The sequence below is a fragment of the Erythrobacter sp. JB1-7 genome, assembly GCF_057365015.1.
The window spans coordinates 299,557-317,120 of sequence record NZ_CP200291.1 but is presented as its reverse complement, the minus strand read 5'-3'; the positions used below and the strand labels follow the sequence as shown (position 1 = coordinate 317,120).

The following is a 17,564-nucleotide window of genomic DNA, read 5'->3' as shown; positions in this document are numbered from 1 at the left end:
TCGTTCGATTTAAATTCGTCATCGCAGGCTTGGTCCCGGGCCCCGCTTTTGATGGCTTGAGCAAGACCCAACCAAAAACCTTGCACTTCGCGCCCTAACCCGCCAGCCTTGCGTCTATGATCAAAGGTGCACTTTTGGGGCTGGGCCTTGCCGCTCTGGTCGCGGTTCCTGCTATTTCGCAGTCCTCGTCAAGCAGCGATTCTGCGGATAACCCCAATCAGCCGCCTGAGCACACGGTGCCCATTCCGAATCTCGCCACGGGCAAAACGCGGTCTGAAAAGCGAAAAAGCTTTGATGCCGCCCCGCAGTTCCAGCGCGGATTTGCGGCGAAAGACCTGCTCGAACAGCGCCGCCGCCTTGATAAAGCGCTCGCTGCGATCCAGCCTCAGCGGCCGGGCGTGGTGGATGCTTATGTCGTGACGGTCGCGCTTGATAGCGATCCGGTTTTTGCTCGCGAAGCGCGCGAAGCCGGGCGTGTGCTGGGCGCGAGGTTTGATGCGGGCGGGCGCACGCTGACGCTTGCCGGGCCGGATGGCACTCGCGATGATCGCCCGCGCGGGTCGATCGATACGCTGCTGGTCAGCCTTGCTTCTGTCGCGGAGAAAATGGACCGCGATGAAGATGTGCTGGTGATGTATACGACCAGCCATGGGCTGAAATTGGGGCTGGCTTACCATTACGGTGATGAGGGATACGGCGTGCTCAGCCCCGCCAAGCTGGCGGAGGTGCTGGCCGAATTGGGGATCGAGCGGCGCGTGCTTATCCTGTCGGCGTGTTATTCAGGCGTGTTTATTCCCGCCCTAAAAAGTGAAGACACCGCCATCCTCACCGCTTCGGCGGACACGCGCACATCGTTTGGCTGCCGAGCGGAGAATGATTGGACATTCTTTGGCGATGCTCTGATCAATCGCGCTTTGCGCAAACCGCAGCCCCTCGGCGATGCCGCATCAGAGGCAGGGCGCACGGTGGCAGGGTGGGAGATTAGCCAGCGTCTGCTTGCATCCTTGCCCCAAACCTCGATTGGCGCGGGGGTCGCCGAGTGGCTGCCGCAGTTGGAAGAACGCATGCCGCAAACGGCCAGCATGCCTGTCGGACGGCCCGCTGTGGGCGAATGATTAAGGCGTGCTGAGGGTGCTCGTGCTGGCACGCCGCGCTTCGATTATTGTGACAGGTTCGGCCAGCATCTGCCCTTTCATCCAACCATCGCCTTTGTCCGGATCAACCGGGCTTGCGTGAATGGCGGCAACGACATCCATCCCATCGGTGACATAACCGAACACCGCATAACCATGCTTCCACACTGGATCGTCTGAGGCGGGCTTTGCATCAAGGCCGGTTTGATCGCCCAGCATGATGGAGAAATCACCATTGGCGGTGCCGGGTTCGCCCATCGCCATCGAAATCGCGCCTGTGGTGTGGCTGAGGCCGGTCATATTGGTTGGCTCATGCTCAATGCCGGGAAGGATGCGTTTGGGATCCCACTGCGCGCCGCCCTGGATCAAGCCATTGGGCTGGTCGCCCCATTCCATCGACATGGCGCGGTAAAAGACTACGCCGTCAAATCGGTCCTCATCCACGTAGCGAAGGAAATTAGCAGCCGTGATAGGCGCGCGCTCGGTTTCAAGCGCGATGGTGATGTCGCCCAGCGCCGTTTCAAGTACGACCGAAGTGGTCTCGTATTGCGTCACAGGCGGCGGCGCTTCGATTGAAGGCGGCGGGATATCGTCCTGCTTGATCTCGAACTTCATCAACAGCGTGTTCTGGCACCCATCGCGTGTTCGCTTCATGCAGTTGTTAAAATTGTCATCGGACGCGAGATAAAGATAGCGGCGGCCATTGTGTTCGCGAAAGGCTAACCCTTCGAAATTGTCGAGCGTGAGCGGCGGTAAGAAGGTTGCGAGGTTCCGCGCTTCTTTGCCGGGCGAGAATTCGACGATAGCTGCGCGGTTTCCCTCACCAGATCGATAGCTGCGATAAAGCACGTAGCAGATGTCGTCGACCGAGCATGTGGCATCGACGGGCGCACCGTCATGTTCGGCCACTATATCGGGAACAGCCAGCTTGAATTGCTGTGATCCGCCCATGGATGAGAGCGAACAATTGGGACGTTCTTCTGGTTCGCGTTCAACGCACGCAATAATGACGTCGGTGCCCACGGCCAAAGTTTCGAGGCCTGCATTCGGCACGGCATCTTCGGTGAGCTTGATCGCAGAATTTGTGCCTGAGCGAGCATCAGTCGCCGCGGCAGGTCCATCCAGAGATGCATAGCGCCAGATCCGGTGATGCCGCTCGAACGCGATCAGCCACCCGCCTTCCGGATCGCGCGTTATTGCCTCTGCATCGGAGAGCTCTTTCTTCTTGAGCTCTTTGCCTTTCAGATCGCGCAGCCTTCCGATGTCTATTGCGGTGAGATCGACCAGTTCGCCGCCTGCTTCATCGGGCAAAATGCGCATCCAGCGGCCATTATCGCTCACCGCCCATAGTGCCTCATCGTGCCATTCCAGCCCTGAGATCCCGCCAATATCATGCTCGCCGGGATCGATTTTGATGCCGCCTTTATAGACAAGTTCGCCCACTTCCGCCGCCGCTGTATCGTCCGGGTTGAGGGGAACCTGCTCTGTCTCTGCCCAGATGTCCTGTTGCGCAAGTACATACTGGTGGGGGAGGGGTGTCAGGCAAAAGCAAAGGAAAACGAGGCTGCGGGTGATCCAGGTCATTCGGCCAAGAATATCGGCGGTTTATCGAAGAGCAAGCTTCAATCGGCCACGTTCATCCGGGCTTCATGTTTACAGACGTAGTCGGTATGACTACAGGCGTAATCAGTCAGGGGAGAGTGCTTGTGTCAAAGGCCGATCCAACTTCAAGCGCAGGCCATAATCCTGCAGGCCATATCCCGGATCGCATCAGCGAGGCTGAACTCGCCGTGGTTGAAGTGCTCTGGGCCAAGGGCACCGCCAGCGCTGCCGATGTGTGCGCAGCGGTGTGCGAACAGCGCGGGTGGAGCCTTCCCACGGTCAAGACGCTGCTTTCCCGGCTCGTTCAGAAACAGGCGATTGAGGCAAAGCCTGATGGCCGCCGCTATCTCTACACCGCGACAATCGCGCGCGAGGATTATGTCGGCGGGGAATCCAAGAAACTGGTGGACCGCCTGTTTGGCGGGAAAGCTGCAAGCCTGGTTGCCCATCTGGCAGAAACTGAAGCTCTCAGCGAAGATGATCTGTCCGAGATTGAGGCGTTGCTCAAGGAGTTGAAGCAATGACCGGGTGGCTTGTCGATACGCTGGTTTGGACCGGCATTCTCATCGCTGCCGTGCTGATCATTCGCCGCCCGGTTGCGCGCTGGTTTGGGCCGCAGATCGCCTATGCCTTGTGGGCGCTTCCGATGGCGCGATTGCTGCTCCCTCCCGTGCAATTGCCCAGCTGGCTTGCCCCTGCGCCGCCGCAAGAAAAAGGTTCGGCCATGCTGGATCAAAATGCGGACCTGCAGGTTCTTGATAACGAAACTCGATTCCACACTCCGGTTGCGACAACTTCTGGCACTGCGGAATCGGGAGCGGCGGTGCCTGATCCTGCCACACTGATTACCCCGATTGCCGGGTTTGATGGGTCTGCGCTCATCGCCATCGCAATCGCAGTGTGGCTGATCGGTGCCGCCGCGTTCCTTTATGCCCGGTTTGCTGCCTATTTCCGCCTGCGCGCGCATCTGTTTGACGGCGCGCGCGATGTGGGGCGCGATGGCGCTGTGCGGTTCATTGAAACCCCTGCCACGCATTCGCCTGTTGCTTTTGGCGTGATCGACAAAGTGGTGGCCTTGCCCCAGGGTTTTATGGCGCAGCCTGACAGACAGGCGCGCGATCTGGCGCTGGCGCATGAACTGGCGCATCACCGCGGCCGCGATCTCAGCGTCAATATGGCGGTGCAGCTGCTGTTTGCGCTACACTGGTTCAATCCGCTTGGCCGGTATGGCTGGCTGGCGCTGCGCCGCGATCAGGAAGCGGCGTGCGACGCGCGCGTCATGGCGCAGGCTCCGGCAGAGACCAAAGCGCATTATGCCAATGTTATTGCCAGCTTTGCCGCTGGTCCCAATGTTGCCCTCGCAGCGCCGATGGCGTGCCCTGTGCTGGGCGAAAAATCCATCATCCACCGGCTAAGGAGCCTTACTATGACCGATATGTCCCAGCGCCGCACTATTGCTGGCCGCTTTGTCTTGGGGGCAGGCGTGCTCGCTTTGCCGCTGACTGCCTCGATCAGCTATGCTGCGCCTGATGTGCCCGGTGCGCCCGATGCGCCTGCCGTCTCGCTTGCCGAGGTCGCCCCGCCAAGTGCTCCCGCAGTGTCAGTGCAGCCGCCGCAGCCGCCCATCGCTCCTGCTCCCGGTCTCGCTCCCGGTCTCGCTCCAGAGGCGCCCGCTGCTCCGCTTGCACCGGATGCGCCATCCGCGACAATTTTGACAATTGATCCTGATACGGGCGAGGCGCGGGACATTTCTGCCGATGAGACGGTCACCGTCATTGTCGATGCCGCAGATGAGCAGGAGGGCGAAGGACAAGTGCACCGCACCGTCTATCGCACCAGCAATATCAGCAGCACCCGCCGCCTGACCGATGAAGAGCGCGAGGAAATCCTCGAAGAGGTCCGCGAAAGTCTTGCTGAGGCGAAAGAGGAATTGGACGAGCTTCCCGCTGAACTGGCTGAAACCATGGCGGAGCTTAATGAGGCGGGGCAGCATATGGGCCGCACGGTTGTAAAGATGGAATGCCATTCCTCATCGGATGATGTTGCCACAACGACTACGGATCAAAACGGGCTCACCACCACCATGGTCTGTAAAAAGCGTATCATGGCAAATGCTCTCATGGGCTTAAAGGAAGCGCGCAAGGCGATCCTGAAAAGCCGCGATCTCGACAAGTCGATGCGCCGTGACATCGTGAAAGAGCTGGATAAGCAAATCCGCGAATGGGAAAATCAATCGAGCTGACGCGGCTTATTTACACCAGTTCACATTCAATTCACTTCGTCGCTATCATTGCACGTTTCGTCTCAATCATAGGAGGACGAGGCGATGGCGTACAAAGGCGGCTCAGGCCGCAAGGAACGAAGTCCGGGTGTGAAATTGCTGTTGGCGGGATTGGTGGGCCTGGCGCTCATTATTCCGCTGGCGATGGTGTATCTGTTGGTGAGCGATCGCCAGCATCAGGCACGCATCGCGCAAAATTCGATTGAGGCGGGCTGGGCCGGCGCGCAAACGATTGCCGGGCCGATGCTGGTGGTGCCGTACACAACCACCACCCAATCATCCGAAGAGGTGGACGGCAAAACTGTCACGCGCAATTACCAGACTCGCCAGAACCTGTTCATCGCTGCACAGGCGCAGGATATCACCACCAATGTTGATCCGGAAAAGCGCAGCCGCGGGGCGATTTATGAAACGGTCGTCTATGACGCGCAAATGGCGGGCACAGCGCAGTTTGCTTTGCCCGATGATCTCGACAAGCTGGGGATTGATGCGGCCAGCCTGCTGCTGGATGAGGCCTATATCCAGCTTTCGGTAAGCGATCCCAAGGGCTTGCAAACCGATGCGCAATTGTCTGCCAATGGCGCTGCGCTTGTGCTTAATCCAGGTCTTGGCCCTGACAGCAATGGCAGCGGGGTTCACGCCTTTTTCGATTGGACAGGGGCAGAGCCGATTGCGCTTGATTTTGGCTATTCGCTGCGCGGATCAACCAATCTCAGCTTTGTCCCGCGCGGGGCGGCGACCGATTGGAATGTGACCAGCACCTGGCCGCATCCCAGCTTTACCGGAGGATTTCTGCCGGGGGATGACGACCGCGAGGTAAGCAAGGATGGGTTCAAAGCCAAATGGTCGGTTTCCAATCTGGCGCTGGGGCAATCGCTGGTCAGCATTGGCCAACCCGAAGTGCCGGTCAATCCGACCTATTATGATGATGGATTTGGAAGCCGTTCCGTGCCGCCTCCGGGCGATAACATCGCCTCGATTGGCTTTATGGAGCCGGTTGACCTTTACAAACAGGTCGAGCGCGCTTTGAAATACGGGTTCCTGTTTATCGGCTTCACGTTCCTTGCGTTTTTGATGTTCGACATTGTTGCAGGCGCGCGGGTTGCTTCTGCGGAATATCTGCTGACAGGGGCGGGGCTGATCTTGTTCTTCGTCATGCTGCTCGCTTTTGCAGAGCTGGTCGGATTTGCGCTGGCCTATACGATATCAAGCGGCGCAATCATTGGCCTGCTGACCAGTTACAGCGCGGCTGTGCTGAAAAGCTGGAAGCGTGCAGGTGTGATCGGCGGTATGCTGGTGGGGCTGTATGCGGTGCTTTACGTGCTGCTCAACCTTGAGGCATGGTCGCTGGTGATCGGTTCTGTCATGCTGTTCGCAGCGCTTGCAGGGGTGATGTATGCCACGCGCAATATTGACTGGACACAGGTGCGCGCGAGCAAACCGGATGAGGAAGAGCTGGAAGCTTAACGCGGCTCATTCCGCGACAGACAAAGGGCCGGGAGCATCACCGCTTCCGGCCCTTTTGTCATTATGGATGGGTTTAATTCTCGTCTTCGGCAGTTTCGGTTTTTGGACGTGCAGGGTATTCGCACCCGCGTTCCTGTCCCAAACCTTTTAAGAACCCGCGCCGCACCATGCCGGCCATAATCGCGGCATTCTCCTTGCGCTTGTCGCCCGCGGCGCCGGACACTTCGCGCAAGATACCGCGAAACGGGATGACAGATCCGACCAGACCTTTCGCTGCTTTTCCGACAGTCAAATCGGTGTCGGCTTCTCCTGCAAGATCGTAGTCAGGTCCGAGCACTGTATCGAGCTCAGCCACTTGCGCGACAATTGCATTGCAGCTGGATAATCCTTCGGATGCATAAGGGTCTTTCGCCGCGATTAGCAGCACTTCGGGGATTTCATCAGGATTGATGTTGAGATCATTCAGCGGGGTGCGCGCAATCTCTTCAGCATCGGGATCATCGCTAACGACTTGGGCTGCTACCGGACTGGCGAATACAGCCGCGATGGCAAATCCCACGGGGGCAGCGCATTTGGGAACAATCTTAAGTTTGAAAATATGCGTCGCAAGCGCTTGCATTACCGCTCTCCAATCCTCGTTGCAGAGCCTCTCGGCGCTGTTGGCTGGTGCCATGTGTGAAACCTTCAGGATTGATACGTTGGCCTGCATTGCGCTGCAAGGTGTCATCCCCAATCGCGCTGGCTGCGGCCAGACCTTCCTGCATATCGCCCGGCTCAATCCGGTCAGCGTTAAGGCCCGCCCACACGCCTGCATAGCAATCCGCCTGCAATTCCATGCGCACTTGCAACCGGTTGGATTGCGAAGGGTTCTGCCGCTGCGCGCTGCGCACTTGATCGGCAAGACCCCGAATGTTTTGGATGTGGTGGCCATATTCATGCGCCAGCACATAGAGCCGCGCAAAATCCCCGCGCGTGCCCGACATTTGCGCTAGCTGATCGTAGAACGAGACATCGATGTAAATGCCCATATCGGCCGGGCAGTAAAACGGACCCGACGCTGATGTCGCCCCGCCGCACCCTTGCGTCATCACACGGCCATTGCGGTAAAGGTCAAGGAAGGGCTGTTCAAACTGCACGCCTGATCGCGCAAAAATGGGCTCCCATGTCTCGTTCAGATTGGTGAGAGCTGAGCATGCCTCCATCGCATAGGGACCGCTATTGCAGACCTGTTCCTCGCTCATATCGCTGCTGGATGTGCTGACGGGGCCTGATTGCTGCTGCATCCCGCCGATTGTGCCGATGGTCTGCATCGGATCAACGCCAAACACCAAAGCGGCAATGATCGCGATGACGATAGTGCCGCAGCCAACGCCGCCCGCGCGCCCCATGCGCCTGCCGCCGCCATTAGAGGAGCGCACTTTAATCTTTGATGTATCAAACCTGTTCAGCCGCATTGTGCATCCTCCCCGCGACGCATTGATCCTTTATTGCATCGCAGTGTGCGTCAAATTCGCTGGACACACGCGGCGACCCGCGCAATTGCTGTGCATCAATGGAACACGATAAGGGGGTTGGCAATGCTGCTTGAAGGCAAGAAGGCTTTGATCACGGGGTCGACCTCGGGAATTGGTCTGGCGATGGCGCGCGCGCTTAAGGCAGAAGGGGCCAGCATCATCCTCAACGGTTTGGGCGACCGTGATGAAATTGCCGCCCTGCAGGATGAACTGGGCGCAGATTTTAACGGTGCCAACCTGATGGATAAGGCCGCGATTGAGGGGATGATGGCGGATATCGGCCCGCTTGATATCCTCATTAACAATGCTGGCATGCAGCATGTCAGCCCGGTGGAGGACTTCCCGGCAGACAAATGGGACGCAGTGATCGCGCTTAACCTGACGGCGGTGTTCCACACAACGCGGTGCGCGGTGCCGGGGATGAAAGAGAAAGGCTGGGGCCGGATCATCAACACCGCCAGCGCCCATTCACTCACTGCATCGCCGTTCAAAAGCGCGTATAATGCATCCAAACATGCGGTGGCAGGCTTTACCAAAACCATCGCGCTGGAACTGGCGCAAACGGGCGTGACTGCCAATTGCATTTCACCCGGCTATGTCTGGACGCCGCTGATCGAAGGGCAAATCCCCGATACGATGGAGGCGCGTGGTCTTAGCCGGGAAGAAGTTATCAACGATGTACTGCTCGCCAAACAGCCGACCAAGAAATTTGTGCAACCCCATGAAGTGGGCGCGCTCGCGGTGTTTTTGTGCCGCGAGGAAGCGGGCAATGTGACAGGCGCCAATTGGAGCATTGACGGGGGCTGGACTGCCGAATGATGCACGCGCTGCGCTTGTTTGGCCTTGCAATGGCGGTCGCTGCCATGGCGGCGTGTTCTGGCGGGCCGATTGCTTCTGCATCCTCATCAGAGCGTGCGCGCATTGCAGACGCGATGATGCGCGATATCGAAGTGCTTGCCAGCGATGATTTTGGCGGGCGAAAACCGGGCACTTTGGGCGGTGAACGCACGGTTGCTTATATCACGCAGCAGATGGAGGCCGCAGGGCTGACATCGGGCACCAATGATCCCGGCAGCGAATGGCGCGCGCCGGTCCCGCTGGTCAGCACGGCGCCTTTTACCAGCAAAGTCGCGGTCCGGTACGGCAATCGCGAGATCGCTTTTGACAGCAAAGACGCGGTCGCTTTCACCGCGTCGCGCCGCGAATTGGTTGAGCGGGCAGAGGCCGTGTTTGTCGGCCAATTGGGTTATGAAGCGCCCGCAGACATAATTGCAGGCAAAGTCGTCATTATGCTGGATGGAGTGAGCGCTGAAAATCCCGGCGGCGCCGCGCGCACTGGCTCTGACAGGCGCGCAGAGCTGTTTGCCAAGGGGCCAGCGGCGATCATCACAGTGGTTGAGAACAGCGCGGAGATTGCTGGGCTGAAGACCGCGTTTGGCAATGAACGCATTGTGCTTGCGAGCGAGGAAACCCGTTCGCTAAGCGCTTATGTCACGCATGATGCACTGGGCGCTGCACTCAACCGAAAAAGCTGGGACCGGCTTGTTGGAGCGGCCATGCGGGATGATTTTGCACCCCGCATCCTGAACGCGCAGGCAACGATTGAAGCGACATCGGACAGGCGCGAATTTACAAGCTACAATGTCATCGGAAAACTGGCAGGCACAAACCCGGATGCAGGCGCGGTGCTTATGCTGGCGCATTGGGATCATCTGGGCGAATGCGGCAGCGCAGATGCTCCTGATGCTATCTGCAATGGCGCGGTCGATAATGCCAGCGGGATTGCCGCCATGCTCGAAGTATCGCGCCGTCTGGCTGCCACTGGCCCGCATGACCGCGATATCTATGTTCTGGCGACCAGCGCGGAAGAAGCCGGATTGCTGGGCGCGAAATCCTTTGCCGAAACGCCCCCTGTGCCGCTTTCCTCAATCCTTGCCGCGTTCAATTTCGACACCGCCGCGCTTGCGCCTCAGGGCAGCCCGGTTGGCTTTATTGGCGATGGGCGAACCGTGATTGATCGCCCGGTTAAAGATATTCTGCGCCAGGCGGGGCGAAAGCTGGGCGATCCCGAAGTGGCGAACCAGTTTGTCCAGCGTCAGGATGGCTGGGCGCTGCTCAATAAAGACGTGCCCGCAGTGCTCATATCAACCACATTCGGTTCGCGCGCGATCCTGGGGCCGTATCTGGATGGCGATTACCATGCTCCCTCAGATGAAATTGCAGGGCTGGAGCTGGGCGGGGCAGTGGATGATGTGCTGCTGCATGCCGAATTGCTGCGCCATTTTGCCGATACGCGCGGTTATCAACCCTAGCGCGGCGATGAACATTGCAGGACGGGGCAGTCCATCGTAAGCGGAGGCGCACGATTCGCCTCTCCCACAGAAAGCCCCGTGCACATGGAAATCCCTCTCGGCCTTACCTTTGATGATGTTCTGCTTCGCCCTGCGGAAAGCAACGTCCTGCCATCCATGGCCGATACAAGGACGCAGCTGACGCGTTCTATCGCGCTCAACATTCCCGTCCTGTCATCGGCAATGGATACAGTGACAGAAGCCGATATGGGCATTGTCATGGCGCAATTGGGCGGCATTGGCGTGCTTCACCGCAATCTGGACGTGCCCGAACAATGCGCCGCGGTGCGCGCGGTCAAACGGTTTGAAAGCGGGATGGTGGTCAATCCGATCACTATCGGCCCCGAAGCGGTTCTGGGCGAAGCGCAAGCATTGATGGATCAGCATAAGATCAGCGGCATTCCCGTCACCGATAAAGGCGGCAAGCTGGTCGGTATCCTTACCAATCGCGATGTCCGCTTTGCCGAAAACCCCGCGCAGCCCGTGCGCGAATTGATGACAACGGATAATCTGGCCACTGTGCCTTTGGGCACTAGCCAAGAAGACGCGCGCCGCTTGCTGCATGGCCGGCGGATTGAAAAGCTGCTGGTTGTGGATGATGATTACAAATGCATCGGCCTCATCACAGTGAAAGACATCGAAAAGGCGGTCAATTACCCGCATGCGACCAAGGATGAGGCAGGCCGTTTGCGCGTGGCTGCTGCAACGACTGTGGGCGATAAAGGTTTTGAGCGGACCGAGGCGCTTATCGATGCCGAGGTGGATGTCGTCATCATCGACACCGCGCATGGCCATAATGCTGACGTGTCGAAAGCGGTTGAGCGGGCCAAATCGCTCTCCAATTCGGTTCAGGTGATCGCTGGCAATGTCGCCACCGCAGAAGCAACCCGCGCGCTGATTGATGCAGGCGCGGATGCGATCAAAGTGGGCATTGGCCCGGGCTCCATCTGCACCACGCGCGTTGTTGCAGGGGTTGGTGTGCCCCAGCTCACCGCCGTCATGGAAAGCGCCGAGGAAGCGGCGAAATCGGGCGTTCCGGTGATCGCAGATGGCGGGCTTCGCACATCGGGTGATGCGGCCAAGGCGCTTGCCGCGGGCGCATCGAGCGTCATGGTCGGATCGATGCTCGCAGGCACGGCGGAAAGCCCCGGTGAGGTATTCCTTTATCAAGGGCGCTCGTACAAATCCTATCGCGGCATGGGCAGCGTTGGCGCGATGGCGCGCGGCAGCGCGGACCGGTATTTCCAGCAGGATGTCTCCGCCATGAAACTGGTGCCCGAAGGGATCGAGGGACAAGTGCCTTTCAAAGGGCCTGCCGCAGATGTCATCCATCAGCTTGTCGGCGGGGTGAAAGCCGCGATGGGTTACACTGGATCTGCGACCATTGCCGATTTGCAGCAACGCGCCAAGTTTGTTCGCATCACCAATGCCGGGCTGTCGGAAAGCCATGTGCACGATGTGGCGATCACGCGCGAAGCGCCGAATTATCCGACGCGCTGATGAAACCTGCAGCCCGTGTGCAGGCGGCGATTGAACTGCTCGACCAAATCATCGCAGCCGCCGAAACCAAAGGCGCGCCTGCAGACCGGCTGATCGCGCAATATTTCAAAGAGCGCCGCTATGCCGGCTCCAAGGATCGCCGGGCGGTGCGTGAACTTGTCTACCGCGCGGTCCGCCTGTGCGGTCCGGTGCCGCAAACGGGGCGCACAGCAATGCTGGCGGTCGCGGGCGAGGATGAGGCGGTTGCTGCCCTGTTCGATGGCTCGCCTTATGGCCCCGCAGCGATAGGCGAGCATGAAACGCCCGCGCGTACCGGGCTTGCCCCGCAATGGCAGGCGGAAGCTTTGGCGAAATCGGATATGAAGGATGACGCGGCGCTCGCTTTGCTGGACCGCGCTCCGCTCGACATCCGCGTGAACGCGCTGAAAGCGGACCGGGAAACTCTGGAACTGCCGATCACGGGCGATCTGCTCGCCGCGGCGCAGGGTGTGCGCTTTCCCTTTGGCACGCAGGTGGAGCAATGGGACGCGTATAAATCAGGCGCGATAGAAATACAGGACCACGCCAGCCAGCTTGTGTGCGAAGCTGTGCCTGCTCAGGCCGGAGACACCGTGCTTGATCTGTGCGCAGGGGCAGGGGGCAAAACGCTGGGCCTCGCCGCGCGGTTTGGCAATGCGATCAGTTTGATTGCAGCCGATACGGATAAGCGCCGTCTGGGCAATCTTGCCCCGCGAAGCGTGAAAGCAGGCGTGGGAGTGGATCACACCGTGCTGCTCGATCCGGGTAAGGAGATGGCGGCGCTTGAACCCTTTGTGGGTGCTCCCGATCATGTGCTGGTTGATGCGCCGTGTTCGGGCACGGGCACTTGGCGGCGCAATCCGGAAAGCCGCTGGCGGCTTACTCCGAATGAGCTTTCCCGCTTGAACAGCTTGCAGGCCCATGTGCTTGATCTGGCGGCGGCATGTGTAAAGCCGGGCGGCGCGATCACTTATGCAGTGTGCTCCGTGCTGGATGCAGAAGGCGCTGATCAGATCGCTGCATTCCTCAAACGGCACGAAGGCTGGCGCAGCGAAGCGGTCAGCCTGCCGCTTGGCACCAAACGCGGCGAAGGACTGCGCCTCGATCCGTTCCGCGACGGCACGGATGGGTTTTTTATCGCCATTTTACGAGGGCCATGTTAGCCATTCATGGTATGGATGATGTGCTCCCATCCCGGTCTGATGAATTGAAGGATATCCTGATGCGTTTTGCGCCCGCTGCTGCCGCTTTGTCTTTGTGTTTTGCTGTCACCGCCAGTGTGACAGCGGCGCAGGATAATGAACCGGATGCACGCGCGCTTGCACTGGTGGCGCAGGGGCAGGCTTTGCTAAAAGCGGGCGATACTCAGGCCGCGATTGACGCATACGAGGCCGCTCTGGCGATTGATCCGGGATACACGCCGATTTTCCTCGAACTCGCAGAAGCCGCGCGCTCTGATGGCCTTCAAGGCAAAGCGATCACCTATTACCGCGAAGCACTGGCCCGCGATCCGGGCAATTTTGCCGCGATTTCGGGTGAGGGGGAAGCCTTGGTCGAAAAAGGCGCGGTGGACAAAGCGCGCCGCAATCTGGCGCAATTGCAAAGCTTGTGCGGCGATACATGCCCCGAAACCCGCGCGCTCGAAAACACTATCGCCAAAGGTCCGCCTGCCCGTTTGGCAGCGGAAACGGCAGAGGATCAGCCCTCCACCAATTGATGCGTAGCATTCAGATCAGCGGCGCAAATTCGTCCACGATCTGCTGATACACTTCGCGTTTGAACGGGACGATCAGATCGGGCAATTCGTGCGGGCTTACCCAGCGATGCGCGCCAAATTCAGCCGGTTCATGCGCGTTGAGATTAATGTCAGCATCACTGCCGGTAAAGCGGCCCAGAAACCAATATTGCTCCTGACCGCGATATTTGCCTTTCCACAATTTGCCCATCAATTCAGGCGGCAAATCATAACGCAGCACCTTTGATGCAGGCGCGATTATTTCGACCAGATCAGCGGTAACGCCGGTTTCCTCCTCCAGTTCGCGCAAGGCAGCGGTCTCAGGGTCTTCGCCCGGATCAATGCCCCCTTGCGGCATCTGCCATTTGCCATGCGCGCGTTTTTCAAGCCGCTGTCCGACCAGCACGTGGCCATCGGCATTCACCAGCATAAACCCCGCGCATGGGCGGTAAGGCAGATCGTTCATGGCTTGGCTCCCAGCAGGAATTTCATCGCGGCGATTACGCGCTCCAGATCGCCTTGCGCGGATGGCACTGCGCCTCTGATATTGGTGAAAGAATGGGTGACGCCCTGCATCTCAAGGAAGATGCAATCCGCCCCGCCTCGCGCCAAAGCGCTGGCGTAATCGCGCCCGGAATCGCGGATGGGATCTAGGCTGGCGGTGACAACCACGCTGGGCGGCGCGCCTGTGTGATCGCCCAGTATGGGAAACCCGCGCGGGTCGGCCCGGTCTGCCTGATAGGCGGCATCGAAAAACTCGACTGCCGCTTTGGTGAGAATGAACCCTTCGGCAAATTCTTCCAAGCTAGCAGAACCCTGCGCATCGCTGGCGAGGGGGAACAGCGGCACTTGCAGCACTATGGGCACATCTGCGGGATTGGCGGCAAGCAATTGGCCCACCGCAATGGTGGCGGTGCCGCCCGCGCTATCGCCGATAGTGATGATCCCGGTCGCCTCTCTGTCCAAAGCACCGGGAGAAGAGGCAATCCACCGCGCCGCCGCCTCGCAATCGTCAATCGCGGCGGGAAAAAGAGCCTCTGGCGCGCGTCTGTAGTCCACCGCGACCAGCGGCAAGTCCATCAGCTCGGCAATTTCGGTGCACAGCGCATGATGCGTTTCCAGATCGCCGATAACAAATCCGCCGCCGTGGAAAAACGTGATGATGGGCGAGGGGCCGCGATCCGCTTGCGCATCGTATAGACGCAGCGGAATATCGCCTGCGGGGCCGGGGCAGCTTAAATCCTTTATCACCGCCAGTTCTCGCGCGGGCCTGTCCGCCATGCTGTGCAGCGCGCGGTAGGATGCGCGCGCTTCCTCCAGCGTCATATCCGCAATCGGCGGGCTGCCTGCTGCGGCCAGCGCATCCAGAAACGCTTTCATATCAGGGCGGATAAACGGGGTATGGGTCAAAGGCTTGCCTTTCAATTCTTTGACGCGGCTATGCACGAGGGCTAGCGGATTTCAAATGGATAACCTCACGCACAGCCTTGCGGGCGCTTTGATGGGCCAGATGGGCCTGAAGACCAAAACGGGCCTTGCCATGCCCGCGCTGATCATTGGCGCAAACCTGCCCGATGTGGATGCGGCGTGTTTTTTCTGGCTGGAAGGGACAGAACATCTGGGCTTTCGCCGAGGGATTACCCACGGACCGCCTGCATGGGTGTTGTTGCCACTGATTTTGGCAGGGCTCTTGTGGTGGTTTGACCGCTGGCAGGAAAAGCGCGGGAAACGGCCCGAAGGCCGCCTGCCGGTGAATTTCAAATGGCTGTATCTCCTCAGCTTTATCGGGTGCCTGTCGCACCCGGCCCTTGATTGGCTGAATGTGTACGGGATCAGGCTGCTCGAGCCGTTTTCCTCGCAGTGGTTTTATGGCGATACGCTGTTTATCATTGATGTATGGCTCTGGGCGCTGCTTGGTTTGAGCGTCTGGTGGAGCCTGCGCAAAGAAAAACGCGGGCGCGAATGGAAACGGCCTGCGTGGGTCGCTGCAACTGCGGCGCTGGTGTATATTGCGATGAATGGGGCATTTTCGGGCACAATTCATGCATCCGCAAACTCGCCTCGAAATTATGGTCCGAACGCTCAAGTGATTGTCAGCCCGGTTCCGTTCGCGTTCTGGCAGCGCGAAATTTTCACCAAACCAGATGAGGATATTTGGCAGGGCGCGCTTTATACCATTGGTGGTTCTGATCACGAGGATGCGCCGCTTAGCGATAGCTATTGCGTTCTGCCTGATCTCACCGAAGAACGCGCTGCCAATTCCCAGCTCGATGCGTTTCTGTTTTGGAGCCGCGCGCCCTTTGCTGTGCGCGCTGACGATGGCTCGATCGTTCTGCACGATGCCCGCTTTTACGACCCACGCGCGCGGGACCGCTTCAGCATCGCGGTGCCTGATGCCGAATGTGCGGAACTTCCGCCGCGTTAATTCGCTCCTTCACTAAATCCGTTCGCCCTGAGCTTGTCGAAGGGCTGTACTTCACTTCGAGTGCTGCGCCAGAAGACAGAACGGGGCTTCGGCAGGCTCAGCCCGAACGGGAAATGGAATGTCTCAAACCCAAATCGTCTGGCTGCGGCGTGATCTGCGTATCGCCGACAATCCCGCTCTATATGAAGCCGCCAAGCTTGGCCCTGTTATCGCGGTCTATGTGCTCGATGATGAGGCGGCCAAAACCCACGCCTATGGCGGGGCATCGCGCTGGTGGCTGCACCACTCGCTCGAAAGCCTGCAATCAAGCTTTGCCAAGCGTCATGCGAAGATCATTTTGCGCAAAGGAGATGCGGTGGAGGAGCTCAGACAAATCGCGGCAGAGACGGGCGCGGCCACCATTCACGCCAATCGCCATTACGAACCGTGGTGGCGCAAAGCGCAAAAGGCTTTGGGCGAAGCCTGCGATCTCACACTCTATGATGGCAATTACCTTGCCCCTCCCGGCACGGTGACGACAGGGTCGGGCGGGCAATACAAGATCTACACCCCGTTCAGCCGCGCGGTGCGCGCGCAATTTCCGCCGCGCGATGAAGTGCCTGAGCCTGAAACGCTGTCTTCGCCTGACAGCTGGCCAGCCTCCGATAATCTGGATGACTGGAACCTGCTTCCGGTAAAGCCCGATTGGGCAGGCGGCCTGCGCGAGGCATGGGACGTGGGCGAAGAGGCCGCTTATGCGCAGCTTAACAGGTGGGAGGCGGAGGTTGATGGCTATGAAGAGCAGCGCAATCTGCCATCTGTGGACGGCGTATCGCGCCTGTCGCCGCATCTGCATTTCGGCGAGATTTCGCCGGTGCAAATCTGGCATCACTTCAAACACAAACGCTCCGATGGCTGGCGCATTTATGAAAGCGAGCTGATCTGGCGCGATTATGCGCAGAACGCGATTGCGCAATTCCCCCTCTATGCCCGCGAAAATTACCGCGAGGATTTTGACAAACTCACCTGGCGCGATCCGCATTCCGACAAACAGGCCGCGCGCGATTTGAAAGCGTGGCAAGAGGGCCGCACAGGCTACCCAATCGTCGATGCAGGCATGCGTGAGCTCTACCAGACGGGATGGATGCACAACCGGGTGCGGATGATAACGGCAAGCTTCTTAATCAAACATCTGCTGATCGATTGGCGCGAGGGCGAGAAGTGGTTTTGGGACACGCTGTGCGATGCGGATTACGCGTCCAATTCGACCAATTGGCAATGGACAGCGGGCACGGGCGTCGACAGCAATATGTTCGTGCGGATCATGGCGCCGCTGTCGCAATCGGAAAAGTTTGATTGCGCCGCCTATATCCGCGAATTTGTGCCGGAACTGAGCGATCTGGATGAACCCTATATCCATGATCCTGAAGAGCATGGCTGCCTGCCCAAAGCCTACCCCGCCAAGATCATCGGCCACAAGGCCGCGCGGACACGGGCGCTGGATGCGTATAAAGCCATGAAAGAAGGCGGATAGCCGCCCGCTAGCGCTTGCCCCGCAT

General features: G+C 59.1%; 16 protein-coding genes. 11 read left to right on the top strand and 5 right to left on the bottom strand.

The annotated features are described in order from the left end of the window. The first annotated feature begins 116 nt into the window (after positions 1–116). Entirely contained in the window at positions 117–1,115 is a 999-nt protein-coding gene (locus AC0V6W_RS01550) for a C13 family peptidase (protein WP_486146483.1), read from the top strand. On the opposite strand, the gene AC0V6W_RS01545 is transcribed toward AC0V6W_RS01550, so the two are convergent. After that, entirely contained in the window at positions 1,116–2,717 is a 1,602-nt protein-coding gene (locus AC0V6W_RS01545) for an esterase-like activity of phytase family protein (RefSeq protein WP_486146481.1), read from the bottom strand. A gap of 122 nt (positions 2,718–2,839) precedes the next feature. On the opposite strand from AC0V6W_RS01545, the gene AC0V6W_RS01540 reads away from it, so the two are divergent. The 3 genes from AC0V6W_RS01540 (at position 2,840) to creD (ending at position 6,483) form a co-directional block, all read left to right on the top strand. Then, positions 2,840–3,259 carry a BlaI/MecI/CopY family transcriptional regulator gene (locus AC0V6W_RS01540; RefSeq protein WP_486146479.1) on the top strand — a complete coding sequence of 140 codons (420 nt, stop codon included), beginning with the start codon at positions 2,840–2,842 and terminating at the stop codon, positions 3,257–3,259. Continuing rightward, the gene (locus AC0V6W_RS01535) at positions 3,256–4,977 is read left to right on the top strand and encodes a M56 family metallopeptidase (protein WP_486146477.1); all 1,722 of its coding nucleotides are present in this window, start codon (positions 3,256–3,258) and stop codon (positions 4,975–4,977) included. The genes AC0V6W_RS01540 and AC0V6W_RS01535 overlap by 4 nt, the downstream gene beginning before the upstream one ends. Before the next feature lie 84 nt (positions 4,978–5,061). Next, the gene (gene creD, locus AC0V6W_RS01530; RefSeq protein WP_486146475.1) at positions 5,062–6,483 is read left to right on the top strand and encodes a cell envelope integrity protein CreD; all 1,422 of its coding nucleotides are present in this window, start codon (positions 5,062–5,064) and stop codon (positions 6,481–6,483) included. A gap of 73 nt (positions 6,484–6,556) precedes the next feature. Here the strand turns inward: creD and AC0V6W_RS01525 are convergent, their stop codons facing one another. Both AC0V6W_RS01525 and ypfJ read right to left on the bottom strand, forming a co-directional pair. Beyond that, positions 6,557–7,042: a hypothetical protein gene (locus AC0V6W_RS01525; RefSeq protein ID WP_486146473.1), complete on the bottom strand. Its 486-nt coding sequence runs from the start codon at positions 7,040–7,042 to the stop codon at positions 6,557–6,559. A 25-nt stretch (positions 7,043–7,067) separates the two neighbouring features. Next, the gene (ypfJ, locus tag AC0V6W_RS01520) at positions 7,068–7,937 is read right to left on the bottom strand and encodes a KPN_02809 family neutral zinc metallopeptidase (protein WP_486146471.1); all 870 of its coding nucleotides are present in this window, start codon (positions 7,935–7,937) and stop codon (positions 7,068–7,070) included. A gap of 123 nt (positions 7,938–8,060) precedes the next feature. On the opposite strand from ypfJ, the gene AC0V6W_RS01515 reads away from it, so the two are divergent. The 5 genes from AC0V6W_RS01515 (at position 8,061) to AC0V6W_RS01495 (ending at position 13,583) form a co-directional block, all read left to right on the top strand. Then, a complete protein-coding gene (locus AC0V6W_RS01515; RefSeq protein WP_486146469.1) occupies positions 8,061–8,816 on the top strand; it encodes a 3-hydroxybutyrate dehydrogenase in 756 nt (251 codons plus the stop codon). After that, positions 8,813–10,309, top strand: a complete 1,497-nt coding sequence (locus tag AC0V6W_RS01510) for a M20/M25/M40 family metallo-hydrolase (RefSeq protein WP_486146467.1) — start codon at positions 8,813–8,815, stop codon at positions 10,307–10,309. The genes AC0V6W_RS01515 and AC0V6W_RS01510 overlap by 4 nt, the downstream gene beginning before the upstream one ends. An 84-nt stretch (positions 10,310–10,393) precedes the next feature. Next, complete coding sequence (gene guaB / locus AC0V6W_RS01505) at positions 10,394–11,848, top strand: IMP dehydrogenase (protein WP_486146465.1); 1,455 nt, start codon at positions 10,394–10,396, stop codon at positions 11,846–11,848. Beyond that, complete coding sequence (locus AC0V6W_RS01500; RefSeq protein WP_486146463.1) at positions 11,848–13,029, top strand: RsmB/NOP family class I SAM-dependent RNA methyltransferase; 1,182 nt, start codon at positions 11,848–11,850, stop codon at positions 13,027–13,029. The genes guaB and AC0V6W_RS01500 overlap by 1 nt, the downstream gene beginning before the upstream one ends. A gap of 11 nt (positions 13,030–13,040) precedes the next feature. After that, on the top strand, positions 13,041–13,583 hold the full coding sequence (locus tag AC0V6W_RS01495) for a tetratricopeptide repeat protein (protein WP_486146461.1): 543 nt from the start codon (positions 13,041–13,043) through the stop codon (positions 13,581–13,583). Between the two features lie 10 nt (positions 13,584–13,593). Here the strand turns inward: AC0V6W_RS01495 and AC0V6W_RS01490 are convergent, their stop codons facing one another. Together AC0V6W_RS01490 and AC0V6W_RS01485 are read right to left on the bottom strand one after the other, a co-directional pair. Next, positions 13,594–14,067 (bottom strand): RNA pyrophosphohydrolase, encoded by a 474-nt coding sequence (locus tag AC0V6W_RS01490; protein WP_486146459.1) that lies wholly within the window; start codon positions 14,065–14,067, stop codon positions 13,594–13,596. Further along, positions 14,064–15,047, bottom strand: coding sequence for an alpha/beta hydrolase (locus tag AC0V6W_RS01485; RefSeq protein ID WP_486146457.1), 984 nt, complete (start codon positions 15,045–15,047; stop codon positions 14,064–14,066). The genes AC0V6W_RS01490 and AC0V6W_RS01485 overlap by 4 nt, the downstream gene beginning before the upstream one ends. Before the next feature lie 19 nt (positions 15,048–15,066). On the opposite strand from AC0V6W_RS01485, the gene AC0V6W_RS01480 reads away from it, so the two are divergent. Beyond that, a complete protein-coding gene (locus tag AC0V6W_RS01480) occupies positions 15,067–16,026 on the top strand; it encodes a metal-dependent hydrolase (protein ID WP_486146455.1) in 960 nt (319 codons plus the stop codon). 118 nt (positions 16,027–16,144) lie between these two features. Beyond that, on the top strand, positions 16,145–17,539 hold the full coding sequence (locus AC0V6W_RS01475; RefSeq protein WP_486146453.1) for a cryptochrome/photolyase family protein: 1,395 nt from the start codon (positions 16,145–16,147) through the stop codon (positions 17,537–17,539). Positions 17,540–17,564 lie beyond the last annotated feature (25 nt).